The 25,986-nt window shown below is 41.3% G+C and carries 14 protein-coding genes and 2 pseudogenes; 7 read left to right on the top strand and 9 right to left on the bottom strand.

Annotated features, from left to right (window positions below):
• The first annotated feature begins 197 nt into the window (after positions 1-197).
• Together lldD and ppc are read left to right on the top strand one after the other, a co-directional pair.
• Entirely contained in the window at positions 198-1,340 is a 1,143-nt protein-coding gene (gene lldD / locus JMX03_RS08345; RefSeq protein ID WP_201596057.1) for an FMN-dependent L-lactate dehydrogenase LldD, read from the top strand.
• Between the two features lie 166 nt (positions 1,341-1,506).
• Entirely contained in the window at positions 1,507-4,281 is a 2,775-nt protein-coding gene (gene ppc / locus JMX03_RS08340) for a phosphoenolpyruvate carboxylase (RefSeq protein WP_201596055.1), read from the top strand.
• 969 nt (positions 4,282-5,250) lie between these two features.
• On the opposite strand, the gene JMX03_RS08335 is transcribed toward ppc, so the two are convergent.
• The gene (locus tag JMX03_RS08335) at positions 5,251-6,525 is read right to left on the bottom strand and encodes a dicarboxylate/amino acid:cation symporter (RefSeq protein ID WP_201596053.1); all 1,275 of its coding nucleotides are present in this window, start codon (positions 6,523-6,525) and stop codon (positions 5,251-5,253) included.
• Positions 6,526-6,909: 384 nt separating this feature from the next.
• Here JMX03_RS08335 and JMX03_RS08330 point away from each other — a divergent pair, with 384 nt between their 5' ends.
• The 4 genes and pseudogenes from JMX03_RS08330 to JMX03_RS08315 all read left to right on the top strand — a co-directional run.
• The gene (locus tag JMX03_RS08330) at positions 6,910-7,842 is read left to right on the top strand and encodes a LysR substrate-binding domain-containing protein (protein WP_201596051.1); all 933 of its coding nucleotides are present in this window, start codon (positions 6,910-6,912) and stop codon (positions 7,840-7,842) included.
• A 300-nt stretch (positions 7,843-8,142) separates the two neighbouring features.
• A complete protein-coding gene (locus JMX03_RS08325; protein ID WP_201596049.1) occupies positions 8,143-9,414 on the top strand; it encodes a 2-aminoadipate transaminase in 1,272 nt (423 codons plus the stop codon).
• 70 nt (positions 9,415-9,484) lie between these two features.
• Positions 9,485-10,951 carry a 2-oxoadipate dioxygenase/decarboxylase HglS gene (hglS, locus tag JMX03_RS08320; protein WP_227695499.1) on the top strand — a complete coding sequence of 489 codons (1,467 nt, stop codon included), beginning with the start codon at positions 9,485-9,487 and terminating at the stop codon, positions 10,949-10,951.
• A gap of 85 nt (positions 10,952-11,036) precedes the next feature.
• Positions 11,037-11,351: pseudogene (locus JMX03_RS08315) on the top strand (FAD-binding oxidoreductase); the annotation flags it as partial.
• 36 nt (positions 11,352-11,387) lie between these two features.
• Here the strand turns inward: JMX03_RS08315 and JMX03_RS08310 are convergent.
• A protein-coding gene (locus JMX03_RS08310) for an IS3 family transposase (protein ID WP_201596047.1) occupies positions 11,388-12,943 on the bottom strand; the annotation gives its coding sequence in 2 pieces (ribosomal slippage) (positions 11,388-12,478 and positions 12,478-12,943; 1,557 coding nt in all).
• Positions 12,944-13,009: 66 nt separating this feature from the next.
• Here JMX03_RS08310 and JMX03_RS08305 point away from each other — a divergent pair.
• A pseudogene (locus JMX03_RS08305) lies at positions 13,010-14,101 on the top strand (FAD-binding oxidoreductase); the annotation flags it as partial.
• An 807-nt stretch (positions 14,102-14,908) separates the two neighbouring features.
• Here JMX03_RS08305 and JMX03_RS15145 read toward each other — a convergent pair.
• From JMX03_RS15145 to JMX03_RS08270, 7 genes are all read right to left on the bottom strand, one after another.
• Positions 14,909-15,184: a DUF2220 domain-containing protein gene (locus JMX03_RS15145; protein ID WP_265090463.1), complete on the bottom strand. Its 276-nt coding sequence runs from the start codon at positions 15,182-15,184 to the stop codon at positions 14,909-14,911.
• Positions 15,185-15,197: 13 nt separating this feature from the next.
• Entirely contained in the window at positions 15,198-16,184 is a 987-nt protein-coding gene (locus JMX03_RS08295) for a DUF3322 domain-containing protein (protein WP_201596043.1), read from the bottom strand.
• 4 nt (positions 16,185-16,188) lie between these two features.
• Positions 16,189-19,578 (bottom strand): ATP-binding protein, encoded by a 3,390-nt coding sequence (locus JMX03_RS08290; protein WP_201596041.1) that lies wholly within the window; start codon positions 19,576-19,578, stop codon positions 16,189-16,191.
• Positions 19,579-19,589: 11 nt separating this feature from the next.
• A complete protein-coding gene (locus tag JMX03_RS08285; RefSeq protein ID WP_201596039.1) occupies positions 19,590-20,564 on the bottom strand; it encodes a DUF4194 domain-containing protein in 975 nt (324 codons plus the stop codon).
• A 65-nt stretch (positions 20,565-20,629) separates the two neighbouring features.
• On the bottom strand, positions 20,630-22,090 hold the full coding sequence (locus JMX03_RS08280) for a DUF3375 domain-containing protein (protein WP_201596037.1): 1,461 nt from the start codon (positions 22,088-22,090) through the stop codon (positions 20,630-20,632).
• Positions 22,091-22,398: 308 nt separating this feature from the next.
• On the bottom strand, positions 22,399-23,790 hold the full coding sequence (locus JMX03_RS08275; protein WP_201596035.1) for a GIY-YIG nuclease family protein: 1,392 nt from the start codon (positions 23,788-23,790) through the stop codon (positions 22,399-22,401).
• Positions 23,744-25,945 (bottom strand): DEAD/DEAH box helicase, encoded by a 2,202-nt coding sequence (locus tag JMX03_RS08270; protein ID WP_201596033.1) that lies wholly within the window; start codon positions 25,943-25,945, stop codon positions 23,744-23,746. The genes JMX03_RS08275 and JMX03_RS08270 overlap by 47 nt, the downstream gene beginning before the upstream one ends.
• Between the last annotated feature and the right edge of the window lie 41 nt (positions 25,946-25,986).

The raw sequence follows: 25,986 nt of genomic DNA, 5'->3' as shown, positions 1-25,986 counted from the left end.
CATAAACTTACTTCTGCTATGAGTCTACTAAGATTTTCAGAAAGTAATTTATACTAGTGATTTGCGCCATGTATCAGATTTAGTGTGCATTGGCGTTATCGCTTATTAAATTAAAAATATTTGTGCGAAAACACATCTCATAATTTGAGTTTCCAGAATTGATCTAGAGATTGAATAGAATACAAAAGGGCAAACGTATGATTATTTCATCTGCAAATGACTACAGAGCTGCTGCCAAGCGCCGACTGCCACCATTCTTGTTTCATTATATAGATGGCGGTGCTTATGATGAATATACCTTAAAACGTAATACTGAAGATTTATCACAGATTGCTCTTAGGCAACGTGTACTGAATGATATGTCACAACTGAGCTTAGAGACGCAGTTATTTAATGAAACTCTGTCTATGCCAGTAGCGTTATCACCCGTCGGTTTGACGGGCATGTATGCCCGCCGCGGAGAAGTACAGGCAGCTATGGCAGCCGATCAAAAAGGCATTCCGTTTACAATGTCAACGGTTTCTGTTTGTCCGATTGAGGAAGTGGTACCTAAAATCAACCGTCCGATGTGGTTTCAGCTTTATGTATTAAAGGACCGAGGCTTTATGCGAAATGCTCTGGAGCGTGCCAAAGCTGCGGGGTGTTCGACATTGGTCTTTACGGTAGATATGCCAGTACCAGGGGCACGCTACCGCGATGCGCACTCTGGTATGAGTGGTAAAAATTCAGCTATGCGCCGTTACTTACAGTCTGTGACGCATCCACAATGGGCTTGGGATGTGGGCTTGCAAGGTCGACCGCATGATTTGGGTAATATTTCTACTTATTTAGGTAAGCCTACAGGGCTTGAGGACTATATAGGCTGGCTAGGTAATAACTTTGATCCCTCTATTTCTTGGAAAGATTTAGATTGGATTCGTGAATACTGGGATGGGCCTATGGTCATCAAAGGTATTTTGGACCCAGAAGATGCCAAAGACGCTGTACGTTTTGGTGCAGACGGTATAATTGTGTCCAATCATGGTGGACGACAGTTGGATGGTGTTTTATCAAGTGCGCGTGCTCTGCCTTCTATTGCCGATGCCGTCAAAGGAGAGATTAAAATTTTAGCAGACTCTGGCATACGCAGTGGCTTAGACGTCGTACGTATGTTGGCTTTAGGGGCTGATATCTGTATGCTAGGACGCGCATTTATATATGCTTTAGCGGCGGATGGCGGTGCAGGAGTAAGTAATCTGCTAGAGCTGATAGATAAAGAAATACGCGTCGCGATGACCTTGACTGGCGCCAAAACTATTTCTGATATTAACTCAGACTGTTTGGTCAAACTGAGTAATTAAACCGAGCGTGCAGAGCCTATAAATATATGAAATCAGCTTATTGTCTTGAATGATGATTACCGAGAGCTTCAAGAACCACATAAACATGTTAAGTGGCTTGTCATAGAATAATTACTCTTAAAACCACACGACTATTTCACCCACTAATTTAACGAGAAGGTTAAGGATGACTATCGATAACGACGTATTACGCGAACGCATCAGCTTATTAGGCTCATTCCTAGGAGATGCAATTTCTCGCCAGACGGGCGAAGAAACACTTAATACGATTGAAACCCTGCGTAAAGGTTTTATTCAACAACGCCGTGAGCCTAACGACGCGAACCAGCAACAACTCATCGACTTCATTGCTTCTTTAGACAATCAAACCTTAAAAAACGTCATCCGCAGCTTTTCTATCTATTTCTTCTTGGCCAATTTAAGTGAAGAAAATTACTTACGCGAGCAGCGTCATGCCTTGCGTATGCAATCCGATCAAAGCTGGGAAGGCTCGTTTCGCCGCACCTTGCTTGAATGTCGCGAACGCAATATTGAACCTGCCCAAATGCAAGAGCTGATTGAGCAGCTGAAATTTATACCCGTATTTACCGCCCATCCTACTGAAGCGCGCCGCCGTACGACCATGAATCTATTACAAAGTCTGTTTACGCACAGCGATGCCTTAAACAATCTTGCAGAAGACAGCTTTGCCTACGAACAAGCGAAAGAGAAAACGGCGCAGACGATTGATTTATTATGGTCATCGGATGAAGTGCGTACGCGTAAGCCTTTAGTCTATGACGAAATTAATAATGGCCTGCATTATTTTAATGCCAGTTTATTCAATGCCATTCCAAAGGTTTATCGTAATATTAAAGACGCCATTGTTGATATTTATCCAGAGCTAACAGACTACCCATTACCTGCCTTTATGAGTTTTGGCTCTTGGATAGGTGGCGACAGAGATGGCAATCCCTTTGTCACTCATGACACCACAGAAATGGCCGTATTGATGCATGCTGATACCGTGCTGCGTCATTATCAAGTGCTGCTAAAAAAACTGCGCCGTGAACTTATTCACAGCGATACCATTATTGAGATTGCACCAGACGTTTATGCTCGTATAAAGGAATACGCCACTCTCGATCAAAAAGTATTTTATTATAATCCTGATGATTACAACAATGAGCCGTACCGAAGGTTGTTATCGATTATCCTTGCCAAAATAAAAGCGACCAATCGTCACATTCAAAGTAAAGGTGCAGACCTTGACGCCGCACACGATGCTTACGCCAACCCACAAGAGCTATTAGAAGATTTACGCATCATCCGTCAAAGTGTCAATACTCATGACAAAGCACATGGCGAAGGCTTATTACTCGATACGATTCGTCTGGTCAAAACCTGTGGCTTTCATTTGGCAGCACTCGATATCCGCCAAGAGTCGTCTTATCATAGTGAAGTGATCGCCGATATTTTCGCCAATGCCTCGAACTTACCAGACTATCAGACTCTGGGTGAAACCGAGCGCCAAGAGTGGTTGACGCGTTTACTTGAAAAGCCTGGTACACCGCTCATTTATACCGATAACTTGACTGATAAAACCCGTGAACAATTAGCCTTGATGAACTCAGTGGCAACATTACGTAAGCTGGTCGGGCAAGATACGTTTGGCAGTTATGTCATTTCGATGACCAATAATGCCAGTCAATTATTAGAAGTCTTACTACTGATGCGTTTTGCAGGCTTATGCAGGGTTGATGATGCAGGTCAGCTGTCTGCTGACTTACCCGTCGCACCCTTGTTTGAAACCATCGAAGATCTTAAAAATATCGATAAGATCTTACCTGCCGTGTTGGACAATCCGCTATATCGAGGGTTGCTTGCGCACTCAGATAATACCCAAGAAATCATGTTAGGCTATTCAGATTCATCGAAAGATGGCGGTATTATTACGTCTGCATGGCAGCTTTATAGCGCGCAGCAAACCATCAATCGTATCGCTGCTGAATATGGCATCAAAACACGCCTTTTCCATGGGCGCGGTGGCTCTGTCAGTCGTGGTGGCGGCTCAACACATAATGCAATTGCCGCTCAGCCCGCAGGGACACTGCATGGAGAAATTAAAGTCACTGAGCAAGGTGAAGTCCTTTATGCCAAATATGCCAACACCGATACCGCTGTATTTGAGCTTACCATGGGCATCACTGGTACCCTCAAAGCGTGTTCAACAAGATTTGTAGTGCAGCCACCTGAGCTGCCAACTTATGAAGCACTCTTTGCACGTTTAGCAGATGCGGGTGAACAAAGTTATCGTACGCTTACGGACCATACCGAAGGGTTCTATCAGTTCTACTCACAAGTGACACCAGTGCAGGAAATCTCTTTATTAAATATAGGCTCGCGCCCAGCGCACCGTAACAAAGGGCTGCCAAGTAAGACAACCTTGCGGGCGATTCCTTGGGTGTTTGGTTGGTCTTTAGCGCGCTTTACCCTACCAGCTTGGTATGGCGTAGGTAGTGCTCTTCATAGCGTTAAAGAAGACGAAGCTTTAATGAGAGAGATGAACAGTTGCTGGCCATTTTTTAACGTATTTATTAGCAATATTGAAATGGCGTTTACTAAGTCTGAGATGAGCATTGCTCAGGCTTATAGTCAGTTATGTGAAGATGAGGGATTACGTGAAAAGATTATGCAAGCGGTAATCGATGAGCATCATCTAACCTTCTCAGGTTTGAACTCTTTGCTCAATCAGACATCGTTATTGGCGCATCAGCAAAGCCTTGCCGCGTCCCTACAATGGCGAAATGCTTATTTAGATCCGATTAATTATATCCAAATCGAGTTGTTGAAACGTGCCAGACAAAAAGACGCTATATATGATGACGATGATCTTGCTGTTGAAGATCCATTAATCCGTAGTATCAATGCTTTGGCAGCGGGTCTACGCAATACGGGTTAATTAATAGAGAATTACGTTCAGATATCTAACTTATAACCTAAATACATTGACTTCCTTTAATTAAATTAAGAAGGTTGAGGAGGTATAGAGGGCAACTAATTTAGATATCTGAGCTATGCTAGTAGTTGAACATCTGTATAAGGGACTAATCTTTGTTTTTATAAGAAACGTTATGACAAATCACTCTGTATGGAATAATTCAGTTTTCACTAATTCCATTGCGCTATAGATTACGAAGACAGATGTGGATGGATTTCTATCGTCAGGCTGCATAACCAAAATTTGTTTATACGGGTTTGAAGGTAGGGGGTCCGTTAAGCTATGCTGTCAAATATGTAGGAATAGATTTGGGAGGTTTTAATCAAGTATCTTAACGATAAAAATCAAGCTACATACTTCCAGTATTAGCATAATAAAATTGGACTAAACCGCTTGAGATTAAATATTCTGAAAGAGTAGAACAATGAAAACCAAAATCTAAAATTCCGAGATTAAAGAGCGCGCCGTTCGCATGCTGACTGAGGTAGCAAACAACTATTTTCCACTTGGGTAGCTATCCAAGCCATAGTGTCAAAGATGGGCAGCTCACCTGAAACCCTGCGATCATGGTATAAAAAACACATAGACCAAGCCATTCCTGTCTCAGTGCAAATGCAAAGCTTAATCCAACCATTAAAGAAGCTTCCTATAGAGTCAGGGCGGTTCAGATAACAAAGTATTAAATAATTTTTATATAGTTATACTTTACTAAATTTTAGACAATAAAAACCCTTACAAGCTAATAGCTGTAAGGGTTTTTGTATATTAGGCCTATTATCAATTAAGCTTAATAATTAAAGTAAGTTAATCAAAGTTGATTGATAAGTTGATATGATAGTGAATATTTTTCTTTCACCGAGAGTTATATGTAGCGCTAATAAACCTACATTGATCTTACTTATCAGAATCTAATAAACTATAATTAGCTCCTTACATTACAGCTTTTGAAGTGACAATTACTTGGTTTTCCTCAACAGTATCTCCTTTCCACTTCTCAGTCTGATCAACTATTTTGGCACCAACTAAATCTCCAACAACGTTACCAAAAGTGAAGATCATATCTACTAAGATATTAATACCTGCCGTCAGTGCCACAATCTCAATTGGTAAGCCTGCTTGTGTAAAGACGATAGACATACCAATCAATCCAGCCCCTGGTACGCCAGCAGTACCGATAGCTGCCATAGTGCCGATTATAACGATAGTAGCCAACTCTGGCGTTGATAAAGTCATCCCCATAATTTCTGCGGCAAAGATAACTGCAACACCAAACCGTATTGCTGTACCATTCATATTTACTGTTGCGCCAATAGGCAATGTGAGCTTTGCAACTCGTTCACCAATACCGGCCTTTTCTGCACATTTAATAGTAACTGGTAAAGTACCGATACTACTACTAGTAACAAATGATGTAAAAGCAGCTTCTTTAATATCCTTGTAGAACTGGATAACTTTAATACCAAACAATTTCATCATTATTGGGAACGCCACTCCAACCAGGATAATTACTCCAAGGTATGAAGTGCCGATAAACTTCCCAAGAGCGATAGCAGTGTCTAGTCCTTGAGTTCCAAATGTATTAGCCGTAATACCTAACACTCCAATAGGGGCATATATTAAGATACCATTAAGAATTTTAGATATGACTTCATTACAAGCTTCGAGGAGTTTAAATAAGAACTCGCCCATTTCTTGCTGTTTTTTGTCCAATGAGTGGCGCATAAACAAAATAGCTAAGCCAGCTATGACAGAAACAAAAACTACTGCTAGAATATTACCTTGAACAAGAGCATTAAAAATATTACTCGGCACCATATTCAGTATTGTATCTATAAAGGATGGGCGAACAGGAGTATCCATAACAACTTCTGTAGGCAAAGAAAAACCAGCCCCTGGGTTTGTGACTTTAGCTAAGATGATGCCGATTACTACTGCAATACCTGTGGAAAAAAGGTAGAAGGGAAATATTTTTAATCCTATACGACCTAACTCTTTAGGGTTTGAGTGATTAACCGCTACCATCAAAGAAAATATTACAAGCGGGATCACGATCATTTTCAATAGGTTTAAAAATAGGGTACCAAGTGGCGCTAGAAAGCTACTATGTTCACCAAGCACAATTCCAAGCAAGATTCCGATTAAAAAGCCGCCGGTCATTTTGACCATGAACGACATACTCATGTACCAACGCCAGATTTTTCTCATTGCTATCTCCGATTATTTACAATATTTAATAGATATTGCAAAAGCGATTTTATTGAGATGGTCAAGAGAATATTGTGATTGCAGACATTCCATTGTCCACTCCTTTTTGATGTAAATTAATTTTAGTGTAGCTAGGAGGGTACTGTGACTGTAGGCAACTCCATTGCCCACTTTTTTATAACTCATGTTTTTTAGCTAAATGTTTCTACAGTTAAGTTTTGCATACCTAAAAGTAGCATCTACATATGATTTAAAGATATTAAACATCCTAAATTGTTGGAACAAGCGAATAAAATTATGGAAAGCATTCCTTTTTTTCTTACCAATGAAGATATAGATTTTATGGACATAGTTATAGCTAATATTTTGGAGTAAGAGTAAATTATGAAAACTGATACGAGTAGTTCTTTAGGTTTTAGAGCTTATCCTTCGACTAAAGCTTTACAATGCTTTGAAACAGCTGCTAGGCACTCTAGTTTTACCTATGCCGCTCAAGAAATGCATATGACTCAGAGTGCCGTTAGTAAACAAGTAACTCAATTAGAAGAGATGTTAAATACAGCCTTGTTCTATCGAACATCAAGGCAAATTTCGTTAACACCTGCCGGCAAAGTTTACTATATTGAAGTATTAAATATCCTAAAACATATTGAGGCAGCGACCACTAATTTACTGTCACACAATGATGATAGTGAGTTACTTAGAATTGTTTCGCATCCTACATTATCTTCTCGTTGGTTGATACCTGCTTTGAAGGGATTTGGTGAAGAACACCCTTCAATTAATTTAGAGATAATAGAGCAGGTAGGCCCGTTTTTTTCAGAAGATCAAAACGTAGATATTGCCTTTTTATACGGTACAGGAATTTGGGACGGAATGGAGAGTGTTAAGTTATTCGATGAGTATAGCATTGCTGTATGTAATCCGACATATTTTCAAAATCGAGATATGTGCTTTAAAAATATAGATAACTATAATTTCATACAGTTTAACTCAAGGCCTAATGCATGGTATGAATACTTTAAACAGCAGGACCTTAATATTGAAGGAACGATCGATGGGCCACGTTTTGATACCTTTCAAGCCTGTATTTCAGCAGCTTTAGCTGGCTACGGTATAGCTTTGGTTCCATCTCATTTTATAGAATCTGAGTTGCAAACTAAAGATCTAGTAAAGGTATTTGACTATGTAATGCAAGGTCGAGGCTCATACTATGTTACATATCCGCTATCCTTAGGTAACTCATACAAAGTAAGGATGGTTTTGGAGTGGCTTTCAAATTATATCGAAAGTTATATTGAGCCTAGTAATGAATAGAGATGAACTTTCTAACTATTGTTGCTTATATAGAGTTAATCCTAAATTAAGACTTTATCAAACATATATTTAAATCAAAATTAATTACTTTTTAACTCAACTAAAAATATAGTTTTGATCGAGATCTATATTTCAAAGTTAATATATATAAATAATAGGGTCTGCTATTTTTAATAGTACTGCCGGATGAGATTGTTGTTGTAATGAATAAAAGGAATGCAAGTACAACTATTATTCGTTTGTTGAGTAGCTAATATTTTGTTGAAATGAGCATCTAACTTAAGGAAGAGAAAAGAGCTCATGGATAAGATGCATAATGTTACAGATGCTTTTACGATGGTACATCCAGTGACCTTGACTAGAGGCGTTAATGCAAAAGTTTGGGACACTAATGACCGCTGCTATATCGATTTTGTGGGTGGTATAGGGGTCTTAAATTTTGGTCATTGTCATCCTCAAATTGTTAGTGCCATTATTAACCAAACCCAATCCCTCATTCATTATGCCTATAATGCGGCCGCTCATACACCGTATCAAACCTTTATGCCGCGATTATGTGAAATCATACCTATTAGTGGTGAGCTTGCAGGTATGCTCACCAACTGCGGTGCAGAAGCCACTGAAAATGCCATAAAAGTTGCGCGTCTCAAAACCAATCGTGTCGGCGTCATTGCTTTTGATGGTGGCTTTCATGGACGTACACTTGCTGCTGTTAATCTGAATGGTAAGGTTGCTCCCTATAAGCGCGGGCTGGGACCTTTGGCGAGTTGTGTCTACCATATTCCTTTTCCCAGCCCAGACAATGAAGTTAGTGATCAGCAGGCCATTGTTGCTTTAAACCGTTTATTCGAAGTAGAAACGGATGTCAACAATATTGGCGCCATTATCGCAGAGCCCGTACAAGGTGAAGGTGGTTTCCAATTAATGTCGCCATCATTCGCTAAATATCTACGTGCTTTCTGTGATGACCACGGTATTTTGCTGATTATGGATGAAATTCAATCGGGCTATGGTCGTACAGGGTCACCATTTGCATTTCCGCACTTAGGAATCGAACCGGATATGATACTACTAGGTAAAAGTATCGCAGGAGGATTGCCTTTAGGTGCTGTAATAGGTAAAGCTAGTGTGATGAATGGCTTACCTAAAGGTAGCTTAGGAGGTACTTATTCAGGTAATCCGGTCGCATGTGCAGCAGCAAATGCGACTATAGATATCATGCAAGAGGACAAGATATGGGAATCTGCTGATAAATATACACAAACGATTGAGAATACCATTGCTCAGTGGCAAGAGGAAGGCGTCTCTCCTTGGCTATATGGCCTCACTGGTATTGGTGCTATGCGTGGTATTGAGCTTCGTCATTCTGAATATGGCACTCATCCGAGTATAATGGCGCGCGTTTTAAACCAAGCGCGTGAGCAGGGCCTATTGCTCATGCCTAGTGGTAAACATCGACATATTATTCGTCTGTTACCGCCACTGACGATCGAGCCTGAAACCCTACAAGCCGGCCTCGATATCTTAAAGAAGGTGCTCGGCGCTATTCCTGATGAAAGCCCTGCTGTCTAATTTGCACTCCTAATGGTTGTTGCCGCCGCAGTTTATATCTGTATTTAATATTTAAAAAGGATAAATATTTATGAACAATAATAAAAATGTTATGGAAAGTAATAAGTTAAAGGGTAGCAATGCTATTCGCCATGAGTTTTCAATGGCGATGTCAGCCATGTATCAATCCGAAGTCCCATTGTATGGCGATTTGCTCGATTTAGTCGCTGAAGTAAATACGGAGATGCTAACCCAACATCCAGAGATTAAGGAGCAGTTAGAGCACACTGGAGAGATTGATAGAATCAGTATGGAGCGTCACGGAGCGATTAGATTGGGGACAGCGGCTGAGCTCCACATGATGCGTCGTCTCTTTGCCGTCATGGGTATGTATCCTGTTGGCTATTATGATTTAGCACCCGCTGGTGTGCCAGTTCACTCTACTGCTTTTCGGGCCATTGATGCACAAGACTTAAATCAAAGCCCATTTCGAGTTTTCACCTCTTTATTGCGTTTAGATTTAATTGGTGATGAAGTATTAAAAAAAGAAGCCATAGCGGCATTAGCTAATCGTCAAATATTTACCGCTAATGTTATTAGACTTATTGAACGCTTTGAAGAGCAGGGCGGTTTAACGTCAGAGGAAGGTGAGCAGTTTGTAACAGAGGCTTTAGAGACCTTTCGCTGGCATGATAAAACGCCGGTGTCAAAAGAGCTATATCAACGCTTATTAGAGCAACATGGCCTTATTGCTGACGTAGTTGGCTTTAAAGGCCCGCATATTAATCATTTGACCCCTAGAACGCTGGATATAGATACTGTACAGCAAGGTATGCAGGCAAAAGGTATTCCGCCAAAAGCAATTATTGAAGGGCCACCAAAACGGGATTGTCCAATTTTATTAAGACAGACAAGTTTTAAAGCGCTAGAAGAAACGGTTAGTTTTAAAAATCCAAATGGCGAGTATGAAGAGGGTCATCATACTGCACGATTTGGTGAGATTGAGCAGCGCGGTGTGGCATTAACGCCAAAGGGTAGAGCGCTATATGACCAGCTGCTTAGTCAAGCACGCAGCCAATTAGGCGTAACTCCGAACGAAAGCAATGCTTTACAGTATTATCAAATTTTAGAGAGTGTATTTAAAGCCTTTCCCGATGACTATCGAACACTACATGATGAAGGACTAGCCTACTTTTACTATCAAGCGGTCAATGATTCTCCATATCCAAGTAGCGCTGCTTATGAGTTAAATCTAAATTCTTTAGAAGAGAGTTATTCGGGTGACTCTATCTCAAAGAAAACTATGACTCAATTGATTGAGCAAGGTATTGTTCGTCTTGAGCCCATCGTTTATGAGGACTTTTTACCAGTAAGCGCTGCAGGAATTTTTCAGTCTAATCTTCACGATGATAAACAAAGCAGTTATGAAGGTAATTCAAATCAAAACGAATTTGAAAAAGCACTCGGAGTACATGTGTATGATGAATTAGCTTTGTATGCTGATCAACAAGCTAAAAGCCTTCACGAATGCTTATGTAGATTAAAATCTTCTATATAAATACTGGTACATATAATTTACTATTACTAGATTAGTTTTATTAATCTAGTAATAGCTTCATAAATCTAATTCATTATATTAGGAAGTGTTTTTAGTGAATAAACTTCTGAGAATTCTCATTGATGTCCATCATTTCGACCCCAGCCAAATCAAAACCGACCCTGAGAGCCTCGAGCATTGGGGCAAAGACTGGACCAAGCACTTTGCGCCTGCCGCTGCTGCCATTATCTTTCCAAAGACCACCGAGCAAGTGCAAGCGATTGTCCTCCTTGCCAATGAGCACAATGTTGTCTTAACGCCAAGTGGCGGTCGTACCGGTCTGTCTGCGGGTGCCGTCGCTGCCAATGGTGAGATTGTCGTTAGTATGGATAAGATGAATCATATTGGACAGTTTTATCCTCGGAGTTTTTCAAGGTAGTTGTCACCATAAGCCGAATTAAGCGGCTTTTAATCTTTGCTGTTGTTGCTCTTTTACAGGATTTAGTGTTGTCGGACCCACAGGCTTACAGTTCCTTACCTCTTGACTACCCCAGCGTATGGGATTTTCAGCTTTAGCACGCTGCATCGTCTCATGACGTTTGGCTAGTATCACCTTATCCTCACCCGTATGACGCTGATGCGGTGTCACAAAGTTAAGCTGACTGTGCTTGTGCTCATTATTGTACCAACGTGTGAATGTCAGCACCCATGCTCTTGCCGCCTCAACGCTTTTAAAGCCTTCGGTGGGCCAATTAGGGCGATACTTGCAGGTTTTAAATAGCGACTCTGCAAAAGGATTATCATTACTGACCCGCGGTCTGCTGTATGACGTGAGTACCCCAAGCTCATACGCTTTCATGCGCATGGTTTGTGCTTTCATCGGTGCCCCATTGTCTGAATGTAGTACCACACCGGTGTGCAGCGCATTCTCACTGATTAAGGTACGCTCAAGTAGCTGGGCTGCCAGTACACCTGACTCGTGGTCATAAACCTCCCAGCCAACAATCTTACGGCTATAGACATCTTCAATCATATACAAATAATAGAACTGCCCCCGTACTGGACTTGGCAAATAGGTGATGTCCCAGCAGAACACTTGGCAGGGGCCATTCGCGGTGAAGGTTGTTGGGGCTTTAGATACTCGAGGGGCCAGAGCACGACCTCGATGAGCCAGTTGTTCATGCTCTTTAAGCACTCGGTAAAAGGTGGATTCAGAGGCGTAGTATACCCCCTCATCCAGCAGAGTCGGTACGATCTGGGTGGGCGGCAAACTGGCAAAGCGGGGCTGATTGCATACGGCAATAATGGCAGCTTGTTCCGCCTCTGTCAGTTTGTTCTTGGGTGCTAATCGCACGGCGTCAGGCCGTTTATCGTGCGTGAGGTGACCAGCACGGTACCAACGCCGATAGGTGCGTATGCTGATGCCCACCTCAATACAGGCAAGAGTCACTCTGGCACCTGATTGATTGGCTTCTTGTATCCATGCGATGTATTGTTTGCGCTCTGGAAGCGAGGTCAGTCGTCCTCGCGCTCCTCCCAAAACGCATCCAGCTTTTTTCGCAGTACCAGCAAGGCGGCGGTTTCAGCTAAGGCTTTCTCCTTTCGAGAAAGCTCACGCTCTAGCTGCTTGATCTGTTTGCGATCGGTTTGTTGTTGACGCTTGTCTTTAAGGCTTTGTTGTTTGCTGCTACTAAAGCCTTTGAGGGCGTCCATGCGCCAAGCTTTGATTTGTTCGGCATAGAGGCCTTTGCTGCGGCAGTATTCACTAAGCTCAGCTTCGCTTAGGGTGCTGGTCTCTATGACGGTGGCAAGTTTGGTCTCGCTTGACCAGTCATCGGGGGTTTTGTGGTTTGATGGCATAGGGTGACCTTGTTCTCTAGCTTGGGCACGCCAATTATACAGGGTCTGTAGTCCGATGCCTTCATCTCTTGAAACTTCGGCAATAGTTAGACTCAGTGGGGGTAGCAGTTTACTGAGTATAGTTTGTTTACGTTCTTCACTATAACGTGGCATGTTGTGTCCTTGTTGCCCCCATTTGGATTATTCTTTAGGGGTGACAACTATCCTGCCATAGGGGGTCCTGCTGACCGCATGGTTGAGATTGAAGCCGGCGTGGTCACTGAGCAGCTGCAACAATTCGCCGAATCAAAAGAGCTTTACTATCCCGTCGACTTTGCTTCAGCGGGTTCCAGTCAAATTGGCGGTAATATCGGCACCAACGCTGGCGGTATCAAAGTGATTCGTTATGGCATGACCCGTCAATGGATTATGGGCTTAACGGTTGTCACGGGAAAAGGCGATATCTTGCAGCTCAATCGCGGTATGGTGAAAAACGCGACTGGTTATGATTTACGCCAATTATTTATCGGTAGCGAAGGTACGCTTGGTCTAGTCACTCATGCACAAATCAAGCTTGAGCGTCAGCCGCAAGACTTAAACGTCATGGTCTTAGGCATGGACAACTTTAATGATGTCATGAATGTGCTATCGGCTTTTCAAGCGAAAATTGATTTGACCGCGTTTGAGTTCTTTGACGATGTGGCGATTGATAAGCTGATGGCGCACGGTCAAGTACAAGAGCCGTTTGAATCGCGCACCAAGTTTTATACCCTGCTAGAGTTTGAGGCGCCGTATGAGCCGATCATGGACAAAGCCATGGCTATCTTTGAGGAGTGCATGGAGCAAGGTTGGGTCGTCGATGGGGTGATGAGTCAGAGTCTGGCGCAAGCTGAAGAGCTGTGGAAGCTGCGCGAGTATATCTCTGAAACCATCTCAGTATTTACCCCTTATAAGAATGACGTCTCGGTACTTATCAGCTATGTGCCTGAATTTATCGCCGAGATTGATCATATCGTCAGTAGCAACTACCCTGACTTTGAGGTCTGTTGGTTCGGTCATATCGGTGATGGTAACTTGCATCTGAATATCTTAAAGCCTGCAAACATGAGCAAAGATGATTTCTTTAGCGAGTGTCAAATCGTCAATAAATACGTGTTTGAAACGGTACAAAAATACGGCGGTTCGGTCTCTGCAGAACATGGCGTTGGTATGACCAAAAAGCCGTATCTGAATTATAGCCGTAGCGAGACTGAGATTGAGTATTTACGCGCAGTGAAAAAAGTATTTGATCCCAATAATATTATGAACCGTGGTAAGATTTTTGATATGTAATTGCTTCAATTTATTATCACAATAAGTTTGATGACATAAAAAATGACGCTAAACATTAAGTCTAGCGTCTTTTTTATATGGAGAATTCAAATTCCACTATTGTTAATTTTATCTTAAGAAAACATGAGCTATGTCGAAGAAACTTTATATCTGTTTTCTTAGGCATAGCTCATGGCAACTGCAATCAAAAAAATGTACGAATGCTATAGTGAAGTCTTTTAATCTCTAACTTGTCCATCAATAAGCTAATAAAAAAGTAGCTTGTTGATGGACAAGTTAGAGATTATTTATAGTCATTAATTAAAGGTTGGATGTGAATTTTTTCTCACAGCTATCCAGATAAGTATCCAGGTTTTTGCGCCGATATACAATGTGGCCGCCAATTTTACTGTATGTTATGGCATCAGACTTATGGCAGCGCATGTACTGTAACGTACTGGGGGATTTGTTCAGATACGCGCCGGCGTACTCAGGTGAGAATGGAGTATCAGCAGAAGCGTTCGCAACAGCTTCTCTCATGAACGCTAGTTCATCACTCGTGTACTCTGTCCACTTTTTTCTTTTAATATGCATAGTTAGCTCTATATCTTTGTTAATGTCATTCGACAATACAACGCTCAAAACTAAATAACTATAAGTAACAACGAAAATAAATCGCCATGAAATGCGATTATAGGTAAATATCATAGTTTTTACTTATAATCGCGTTTTGTTTTTGAAAATAATTGACTATATTTATAGATAAAAGAATCAAATTTTAAAGAATAAACTGTTATAAACCCTTTTAGTACTTTTAATGAATGGCAGTTACAAAGAATATGGGATAGGCCTATTGAGCCACTTGTCTATTGCTTGCTTAATATATTCACTTGGCAGTCTTTCTTGCTCTAACCTTTTAAAGCCATATATTCCTTGGCGCAATTCTGTAAATAATGTTAACTCGTCATGAGTTAAGTGTGTTGGCTCATGATTTATAGAGTCCGGCTCATCTACCATACGATTGATAAACTGTTTTATCGTTTGGTCGTCCATCATGATAGCGGTCAACTTTGGACAATGTTTTCTAGCCCGGCTTAATATCATCAAACCCTCAGAGTCAATATCGCCCCAGTACGCCACTTTCTTTTGGTTGTAACCAGCCAGCATCCATCCAATTAATATTTTTACCACCACCTGCAACTGCAATAGTATTTTCTGTTTCTGGGAGCGCCAAGCAAGATTGCTCATTTTCTACGACTAAAATATGTTTAGCAGGCAGCGCTTGGCTATGTAGAACATCTATCGGTAATCTTAAAATAGGCAAGCCAGATAAAGCATATTTTGTATCAGGGCACAAAGGTCGTACCATTAACCAGCCTTTAGGCTTATCCAAACATCCGAGCCAAGAAGCTAAGCCTTGTTCTTTGACTTGCCCAGAATAAAAGGCTTCCAGTATGGTTTCGATAAGTTTGTGATAGCTTTCGATAAATTTGGTATCAACGTAATATACTGGCAATGCACGCAAGTATAGCCCAGTACCCATTCCTTTTTTTAATTGCGGTATAAGCGCAACCAGTAATTTTAGATCATCAGCACTTAAGTTATCAATAACCTCTAACATCTCAATGAGAGCGAAAAATAAAGTCTCTTGCCAGCTATCTGCAATCTTATCTGTACTGCTAGCAGATGACATTATCATGCCTTTAGACATTTCGGTATGAAGGTAGCTTAGTTTTTTTTGCCAGTCTTTAAGCTGCTGGCGTGCCGATGCGCCTAATATTTCAGACATTACTTGAATATTAGGAATGATCAAAGTGATAGGAATGGTCTGTTCAGAAAAATGCCGAAAGCTACTATTCTGCCATTGCACCATATCGTCGAAAGCAAAATTGCGCCACGCTTGCACAAACTCGTGGAAATGCAGTGTATGGTTGAGTAATTCATTACCTGTTTTGGGAGGCTTTAGGCTTATGACAATAGGGAAGGCTCTTTCATTTTTTAAACGGGCTTTAAGGCGTGATAGATTGTCCCACTCACGCTTTTTTAGTTGTGTGATGACTGCTGCAGGCATCAAACCCCAATTTGGTGTTTCTATAGTTACCATCCCTTTAGTCATAAAGCTCAATACCTAATTCTGCAATTTCTTGGTTGTCTTGGGAGGACTGGTCAAGCTTATTCTTTGCCAGGATGTCATCCACCTCTTTCCAAGTAACTTCGCATAAGCGGCTTTCATGATGTTCTTGGTTACGCTCAGCAATCAGTAAGCTTTTGGCAGATTCACGTGCCAAATTTAGGTTCTTAAATGGGGTGATTAAGTTGACATGAATGTTTAGCTTTTTGAATACTTTTAGCACACGGCGGCTGACTTGTTCGGCAGTATTAGAAAAAGCCTCATCCAAAAACACGGTACTATATATCGGCATATCACAGCCATCAGGTGTTAAAACATAAGCTAGACTTGCTGCTACAATCATACCTGCAAAAGATTCTTTTTCGCCGCCCGATTTACCACTTGATGAGCTAAGCACATCCAAGACCTCTTGTGTATCGTTATCAATTTCTTCAGCAAAAAATGCCAGCTGATAGCGAGGATCTAATAAACGTAAGCTTTCAAGGGTGGTACTCGAAGTTGAGCTAGTAGCTTTATCCAATATGTCAATGACTTCTTTGAGCAGGTAAAACCTTCTTGTGTGGTCATCGTCGTTCACCGCAGAGAGAGCCTGATTGAGTTTTTGGTTGAAGGTTTGTACATGCAAGAAGTTTTCACGTTTTAAACTGAGCTTAAGATGAGAGTCTTGCCTAAACTCAGTTTTCTTTAACACCTCATTGATATGTCCAATACGCCGACGAATGTCATCATGCACCATGGATAAATGGTTGCTTAGACGTGCCAGCGATTGAGTGGCATGTTTGTTTAAGCGTTTTTTAAATTCATCCAGTAATTCAGGTAAACCCTCATTATTTAATTGGTTCAAATGGGCGATATAGTCATCCATACCATTCAGCCCCGTTTCCCATTCAACCGTATAAGCTTGCCATTGTGGTTTTGATTTATAGCTACTTATAACGCCGATAGCTGCATTAGTATATTTGTTGAGCCTACCTTGGTTTTCGCCTATTTTTTCTTCAAACTGATTGGTTATTTTCGTTTGATAGCTGAGGTCGTTAAGCTCAATATCACCAATCAAAGCCGTCAACTGCTGTTTTACCTGCTCATCTAATCCTAATTCAGCCAATCTCTTAGAGCTATCAAGTTCTTTTTGCAAAGATGATAGCTCTTGCTCTTTTGCACCGTTTTGGCGCACCTTTTCTTTTTTATCTTGAGCAATTCTAGACAAGGATTCTTTAGCACTATCAAGGCGGATTTTCGCTTGCTTTAAATCGCCTTGGGCGTTTTCAATAGCGCTCAGCTCATGTTCCTCATATTCCAGTTTTTGTTGCCAATACGGTACATTAATTTGTGACCATTCAAATTCCTCTAGCTTCTTCCATGAGGATATTTGTTCGCTCACACTATGCATGGCTGCGCGTGCATCTTTCCAGTGCTTACTATCTTCTTGCAGCTTTGTTTTGAGCTGCTCTATTTCTATTTGCAGCAAAGCTAGCTTATTTTTGTTGCTAAAGCCCAGTTGCCAGTGACGTCTATCATCAATACTTTGTAAGTCTTTTTTATCAAAATGTCCTTTGTGTTTATGAATCAATCCTTGCTGAGTCATTGAAAAAGTAGTGCGGTCGAGCTGTTCGGTGTTGGCCACACACAGTAAATCATAACGAGATAAAAATGCTTTGAGCCAGTCACAATAAGGGTGAGTGCGCCATTTTAGCTTACGCAAAAAACCTTCAGCTTTAAATTCATTATGGCTGTTAGTATCATGGTTATCTAATACCACTTGTACACGTACATGTAACCCTGTGTGCTGACTATTGAGCCATTTAGTAATAAGCGAGTAGTACTCTTCTGGCACAAGTAATGTGGTTTTTAGTCCTCCAAGCGCTCGCTCGATAGCGCCTTGCCAGCTTTGTTCGTCTTCTTCTATATCGACCAATTCACCGGTATACATGAGTGTATTAGGATCAATGTCTAAGCTACGGGAAATAGCGTCTTTTAGTTGATTAAACTTAGGTGGAATATTAGAGTTGGGTTGGCTCTTAAGCGCTTCAATTTCCTGTGATAGCTCTCGATGGTGTTCTTCAGTTTCATTTAAAGCAATGGCACAGTCACCAAATTCACGTTCACGGTCTGCTTCTTGCTTAGCGAGATGTTCTTGTACGCCATTAGCTTGAGTAATATTGCTGTGAAAGGTCTGCTCATCTAAAGTGGTTTTAATATTTAGGTTACGGCATAGTGTTTGGTAACGAGAGGCGGTGGCGTTGGTGCGGTTTAAGGTATCTTTAGTGGCTTGAATGTCTTTTTTTAGACTGTCAATACGGTTGCCGCCGAGGTTCATATATTCATCACGGCAGCGATTTACTGTGTCAGTGGTATCACGCTCTTGTTGTTCAATTTGTGAAAGCTCGCGCTCTAACTGTTCTAGTTGTTGTGACAACTGCTGTTGCTTTTGTTGATACAGTTTGGCGTAGCACTGAGCAAAATAGATCGGTAATGCTTGTTTTTGCTTAGTAGTGTCGTCAATAATCAATTGCGTTTTTGCAATATCATCAGCAAGCTTTGGTAAGCGTTCAAGGTGGGTAACTTGTTCTTTGGCATCCTGCAGGCGAGTGTGAATGGCAACCAAATCACCAAATTCTTTCACAATCTCTTTGGCGTCGTCACGAATGCCACTTGGCTCAAGTACCAACGTACGAATCAGCTCAGTTAAATCATCAATCTTTTTTAGACCCAGCGCTCGTGAGAGTAGGGCCGGCGCATTTGGGTTGTCCATATAGAGCATGCGTCGGTACAGCTCTTGATAGTCGCTAAAATTATCATCACAGCAAGTTACCTCTGGCTGCATACTTAACCATTGTTTTAATTTACGGACATTGCCTTGAGCAAACTGATCTAACACCTCTGCCAATGGCAACTGTTTTTGTGCTACGACATAAAGTCGTTTCACATCACTTAACGAGTTACTAGCGACCGTTGTCCAAAATAGGGCCAATAAAGTCATTTTCTGACCATCGTCACTGAGGTATTCAGCAGATAGTCCCGTAATGACGCCTTTATCGCGCTTACTTTTTACCTTAGTGTTGATACCATCATGCGCTGAGCCAAAACTGCCGCGCATGTAGCTGATTAGTGAGCGGTCACTTTTATCATTTTGCGCTGCTGCGACATTAAAAGCCGCTCTACCAGCAGGCATGAGCAGTGCCATTAATCCATCAATTAAGGTGGATTTACCTGAGCCATTATCTCCTGTGATAAGGGTTCCTTCCATGTCAATATTGGCTGTATGTAATCCATTGAATGATCCCCAATTAAATACAGAAAGTTTAGCTAAACGTATTTGGCTAAGTGGCGTGATATTCAGAGTCGCGTCATTTGGTGATTGTTGCATTATATTTATCCTCATTCGCCAAATAAATCGGACTGATTGTCTATAAATTGATTGTTGGAGGTTTTTTTGGATTTCATTTTGTTAACAGATTGATTGTTTAAGGAGTCATCTTGAGAATATTTTTTATCTTCGAAATCGTCATTTTCAAAAGTAGGTGACTCTAATTCTGTATTTGTTGTACCTTGTGCCAAGCGCAGATATTCATCGAGCATACTCTCTAAAAAATCAGCACTGACCACATAACGAATCAAAGGCGTTATCTCGTAACGATCATCAGTGCCGCGAATGCTACTTAATAAATGGCGACGGCTAAGCTCTTTGAGTCGCGCGCTCAGTTTTTTGAGATCTCGGCTGGTATGATCAGTTAATGGTAAAAAAGGGGTAAGTAGCGATGACAGGCGTTCAATGTCGATGATGATTTTTTGTTCGCCACTGGTTTCGCGCTCTTGATAATATTTTCGCAACATTAATAATATCAAGGTGTCATATAAGGTTAGTGTGCGTTTGCTAATCAGCGAATGAGTGTGATCATCAGTACTATCTATAAGCTCATCTGCTAACAGGTCTTTAGGGCCGCTTGTACTTGCTGAATCAAAGCTATCTTGGCTGCTACCTGAAGTCTCACTATCAGAACGAGCAATAAAAGCAATACCTTGCCGCTCATCTAAAACTAAGGTTAAGTAGACCTCAGACAAATGGCGCTGAATCATCGACTGATATCGGCATAATGAATGATATAAATTAGGTTTTTGCGCATGAAAAATAACCCCATGGCGCATAATATGTACTAAGACGCGACTGGCATCGCCAGGCATAGGGTCTAGCATAGTATTTTTAATCGCAGACTCATCGTTAACACTTCCGCCATCAGGACTAATATTTTCGTTTTCATTCGTTGATGTAGATTCCTTATCATGATTACTACTAACGGCAGTGTCACTGTTGGTACCAATGACCATGTCAAAAAAATGATTGGATACACTCATTCTAATCCTCTATATTCAGTATGTCGTCATTAGTATTTTATAACTAGCCTTATTAAAAGGTATGGTTACAGCGATAAATCTTCAATATTTTCAGGGAATAAAGAAGGCGTTAGTAGCATTGTTGGTATGCTGGCACGTAACATATTGCCTTGATTGTCATTAATGATAACTTCCTCCATTGATGCAAGCTCAGTAGCTTTTACGGCGCGGGCAATACGAATATAAGCAACCAATTCTTCAAGCCCTTCACTAATGGGTAGTTGATGAATAAGCTGAGAAATGGTTTGCGGACTGTTCTGCATGAGCATAGACTTTACTTTTATGGCCACTTCTTGCACTTTAACTGAGTTTAGACTCGCAAGCATCTTGACGCTTGGCTCACGGCTATTAATATGAGGTGTTGTGAGGCCCATTTGTAGCCGCTCATCGGGTTGTTTTAGTCTGATTGAGTCTGGAGATGACAACTCAATCTTACCCACAGACAATGACGATGAGGTGTTTGATTTTAAGTTGCACTCTTCATTACGTAAGGTTACCGCCAACTGCTCAAGCTTGTTGATGAGTTTGCCTACGGTACGGTTTTCGCTCATTGCGCCGCTTTCAATATAGGCTCTTAATTCTTGTTCGGTACGTCTGCGAATGCGAAGTACTCTTTCGCTCTCACGGCTCAGCTCTGCTATCAAATCCGCTAAAAACTGACGTTGATGTAAGCTTAAATGCTTTGCTGCTGGTGTTTGTAAGACATACTGCAATTGCTCACGAAACTCTGTGACACGGTTATAATCACATAATAGTTGAAAAAACCCTTCAAAAGCACTGCCAGCTTCGGTCTCTGATAACACATTTTCTTGTTTCATAACTTCATTTAGCAGATTGCCTCTTGAAGTAGCGTCGTCGATCATCTGTATGCGAATGTCTTTATCAAGTTTACGTATTTGTTCTTCTAATAACCTAAAATCACCGGTGAGTTGTGAAGCAAGCTGGTATATTTCACGGATATATTCACGCTGTTCATTGTCGCTCAACGTATGTACCACACCTGCCTGCAAATCGTCTATTTGACGCTGAATGGCTGCTTTTTTCTCTTCAAGTAACTTAACTCGACTATCAGTATCTTCATTGGTAACAACCACAAAATCACGAACAGCTTCTTGTACGATACGCAAGTGCGAGGCACTGACACCAATACTACGTTCTTCTAGCCCACGACAAAAGCGTATCACCATTTCTGTTGCATCAGTTTTGGTCAATAGATCATCAAGTTCACGAAGCCAGCCCTGAGCTATCCATTGATTAAGATAAGCAGTAGCGTTGGTTTGGGTTTCCCAAATACCAAGATTACGACTGTGTTCAATTTGCGCCTCTAATAGTAATTTAGCTCGGTTATAGGGCACTTCGCTATGTTCACTGAATAGATCAGAGATAAACGCCATTATGTGCGGTGCATTGTCTGCTCGCATCAGTCGCCATCCTGCATGCTCTTGATATAAGCGCCGATACTTAGCAGATAGACCTTGAAAACTCACACTAGATTCCTTATCGGATAGAGAAAATTAACCCCAAATTTATTTAATATGACAAATATGCTTGTCAGTCTATTTTTATTATTATCAAACCCCGACTTTTACAAAACCACCTGACAAATATTATGATTAGCAAGTTGTAATGCTAGCTTTATATAAACAGGCTTAGATGAATTATCACCATAGTATTTTCATATTGTGGTTGATAATCAGTATGTCTATAAATGCTATTTATAGACCCGTAATATTATAGGTAATCACATCTGATAACTTTTAAACATATGGATATAAGTTAATGCTGCAAGCGCTCATTACTTCAAAACCACCTTGCCAGCTGCACTATCCATTCGATAGTCTTTAATGTCCCCAGCGATAACTAAGTTAATGGCTTTTTCAATCTCATCAAGGGGAACATTGAACCACTCTGTAGCCTTGTAAAGATTATTATCTGCTGCTTTTGAAGATACCTTGACTCTTTGATCATAGAAGAAGGCATGCAAGACACTTTCCACACTACGAGCATTGGCATCATAGACTTGCCATTCAGCTATGATATCTACGGGCTGTTGCAAGAAAGCAGTATCCCTAATCGAGTGTTTAGTACGCGCTTCTCCTGTAAGGGTTGAGAAGCCAATTTTGTGCAGATGTTTATAGTGCGCTAAGTCATTTGGGGTCTCAGTCAGCTTAGCAACATAGATGACACCGGTAAGTTGTCGCTCGTCCCCAAAGTTTTTGGCGAGCTCATCATCCATCCAGTCAGGATCAGTGATTAATAACTGGTAGCTGTTTTCGTATTTATATTGAGCGGTAGCCAATGAGCGGATGAGCATATTAGACTCAGTACCATTAGCAAATACCAGACGAAGTCGTTGCTGGTTACGCTCATTCTTTCGATTCTCTGCTTGGTATATATCCGCTACATAACACAAAATCCCGTTTAAGACGAAGACGCTGCCAATGTTGATATCTTTCACTGATGAAAAGTTAGTTTTAGTAAAAGCCCCCGTTTGAATGGCTTGAGATATACGCTCAAAGGTTGCCTCAAACTTATAAAAGTCCTTACATTCAAAACGAGTTGCTATTTCTTCATCATCGTACTGGTCATAAGTATTGCGAGAATTGAGCTGACTATCACTGACTAAGATTTCAGAATGGATGTTGTCAAAAATCCCTAGGTCATCACTGTTGAAAATATCATCTAGACTGTAAATAACAGGTGGCTCGCTAACAGCCACGGTTACCTGCTCAGCTTCTTTAGTGCTAGCGCTGACTGCCTTTTCAGAACCATCATCTTTATTACTCACGCTTATATCTGAGAGAGTCGGTTTGTCGTCAGATAGGGTAGAAGTAGTACTTTGCGTAGCCAATAAACCATGCTTATCTAAAGCTAGCAATTCTTGCGAGTTTGCGTGGTTGGTTTGTATGGTAGCTAAGAGGCGAGCATTTATCTTTTCATTAATATCGCTAGCACTGCTACTAGGCACGCGCCCCTGTTGATCGATAAAAACGTTAATACTGTCAAACTGCTGCGCTAAAACGCTGTTATTTGCCGAGCTTTTGGTAGCAGGCTTTATATCGTCTAGTAGACCAGTACTGTCATTTAAAAAAATATCGTCTAGTGTCTTGTACTCACGACTTTGATAGATTTCATCGAGTTTAATCATGACTATTGGCTTCTCGCTTAGCTTTTTGGTTTCTGACATAGGAGATAACTTCAGTCATGCGCCGCTCGATAGCGTCTTCTGAATTTCTATTAGGCTGACGACCTTTATTTTTTATGAACGCAACTATCTTTGGCCACATTAGTACCGCTTCTGCCTCAGTGACGGTAGAGCGGCTGGCATGCACGACATCGTTAATGGTTTGTAGCACTTCTTTATCGACGGTTCTGGAGAGGACTTCATACGCATCATGAAAGGGGTTGACCGATTTCACGAGATCGATGGGAAGGTTGTTCACATTGACAAACTTACTGCCAACCTTCACAAAGCCGTTGCTAGGATTTGAGTCATTGCTGCTGCTTGATTTGGTTTTAGGGTTATATATTTTTGCGTTAGCTGGCAGGTGGCGCTCTTTAATAATGTCGTTTTCATTGAGCTGACTTTTTCGTTCAGCATTTAGAGTAGCGATATCTACATACTCTGTGCCTTGCTTAATGAAACAGCGCTCATTTTCGATGATCGCATCTTCAGGGATATCCTTACCTTCAACCACGCCACCTTGGCGGTTAATGGCCATATATTGCATGACGCCTTCTTGTACTTGCCGTACTTCATTGGCATCTAATGTCGGGTATTTGCTACGAATAATACTTGGGATGACGGTATCCGATACAGCCTCGGTCTCGACGTTATTGGTTTCGGCGGCGATATACTTTTTAATATGATCTGCGTTCTGGCATAGCTGAGCCAATATCTCTTCACGGTCTTGGTTAAGTATATTCATCACCCGATCAGAGGGAGGATTGATAGTATCATCAATAATAATGGTACCTGCCGGCAAGTCTAACGTGCTTAATATGTCTATCTCACTACGACGTTTAAAGTTGATATTAGGTTTAAGCACTTGCTCCATAAGCAGCGACAAGGTAATGGCTTTTAGTAAGTCATTAACAGAGCTTGTCACCTCAGACTTATCCGCTTCTGGTTCAGCGATTAGGTTGGTAAATTGGGCATGGTGTTTGCCTGCGCTATCGCGTGTTGAGCGTCCAATAATCTGCACTACCTCGGTCAGAGAACCGCGATAACCAATGGTTAATACGTGTTCACAATATTCCCAGTCAAAGCCTTCTTTTGCCATCCCAAGAGCTACGATGATGTCCATCTGCTCGCGAGAGGTAATATCCGCTAAGTAAGCCTGTGTATTCACTCTTATGGCGTCATCAGTGACTAGGTCTGCGAGTAGTAAGCGTCTGCCATCGTGTGTTCGTACTGTGATGACACCAGTATTCTCATCACGAGATTCACTTTCACCGATAATATCTATGATGCGACCAACAGTCTCATACTTGTCTGTCTCAGCGGTTAAGCTATTGACGTTAGGAATGTGAATGATGGTCTTTTTACTGGTATCTAAGCACTCGTTTAAAGCATCAAAGAATGACTTTTTATAAAAGTGATAGCCGAGTCCTAATGATTTTAGGTGCTCATAACCATTCAACTGTTCGTAATAGGTGTAAGTCACCTTATCGAACCTTTCTTCATCGCTATCTGACAAGATAGGCACTGAGTCACCACGGAAATAAGAACCCGTCATTGCCACAATATGCGCGCTAGTCTGCGTCATAATGCTATCGAGTATGGCTCCCAAGCGGTTAGAGTCATCTGCTGATACATGATGGAATTCATCAATACCGATAAGTACATCGTTAAATAGCTCAATACTGCCGCCATCTTCGATAATCTTATCAAAGCCATATCTAAAACTGTGATGAGTACAGACTAGGACTTGGGGAAGAGAATTATCATTGACGTCTGAAGTGATAAACTCTGAGAAGATAGCAGTTTTGCGAGTATCACTTTGAGCGAGACTTAAACATAAGTTATAGCGATCAGCCACCTCCCAATCGGCAAAGAAACCAAAGTCACTAAGCGCTGTTGATTTAAAGGATTTACCAATACTCATCTCTGGCACGGCAATGATGACCTTTTTTATCCCTTGGTTGATAAGCTTGTCTAAGGCCAAAAACATCATGGCGCGTGATTTACCAGAGGCAGGTGGCGACTTGATAAGCAAATATTGGCTATTACGCTTCTCGAACGCACGTGCCTGCATTTCACGCATACCCATCGAATTATGTGTCTTGCTTTGACCCGTGCGGGCGTAAGTTTGATTTAAGATATTAACGGGCTGAGACATGGTTTACTCTACTATAGACAAGATGTGTGGCATTATTTTTT

It is taken from the genome of Psychrobacter fulvigenes (genome assembly GCF_904846155.1).
GTDB lineage: Bacteria > Pseudomonadota > Gammaproteobacteria > Pseudomonadales > Moraxellaceae > Psychrobacter > Psychrobacter fulvigenes.
The sequence above is the reverse complement of the archived record's forward strand: the minus strand, read 5'-3'. Positions and strand labels throughout refer to the sequence as shown.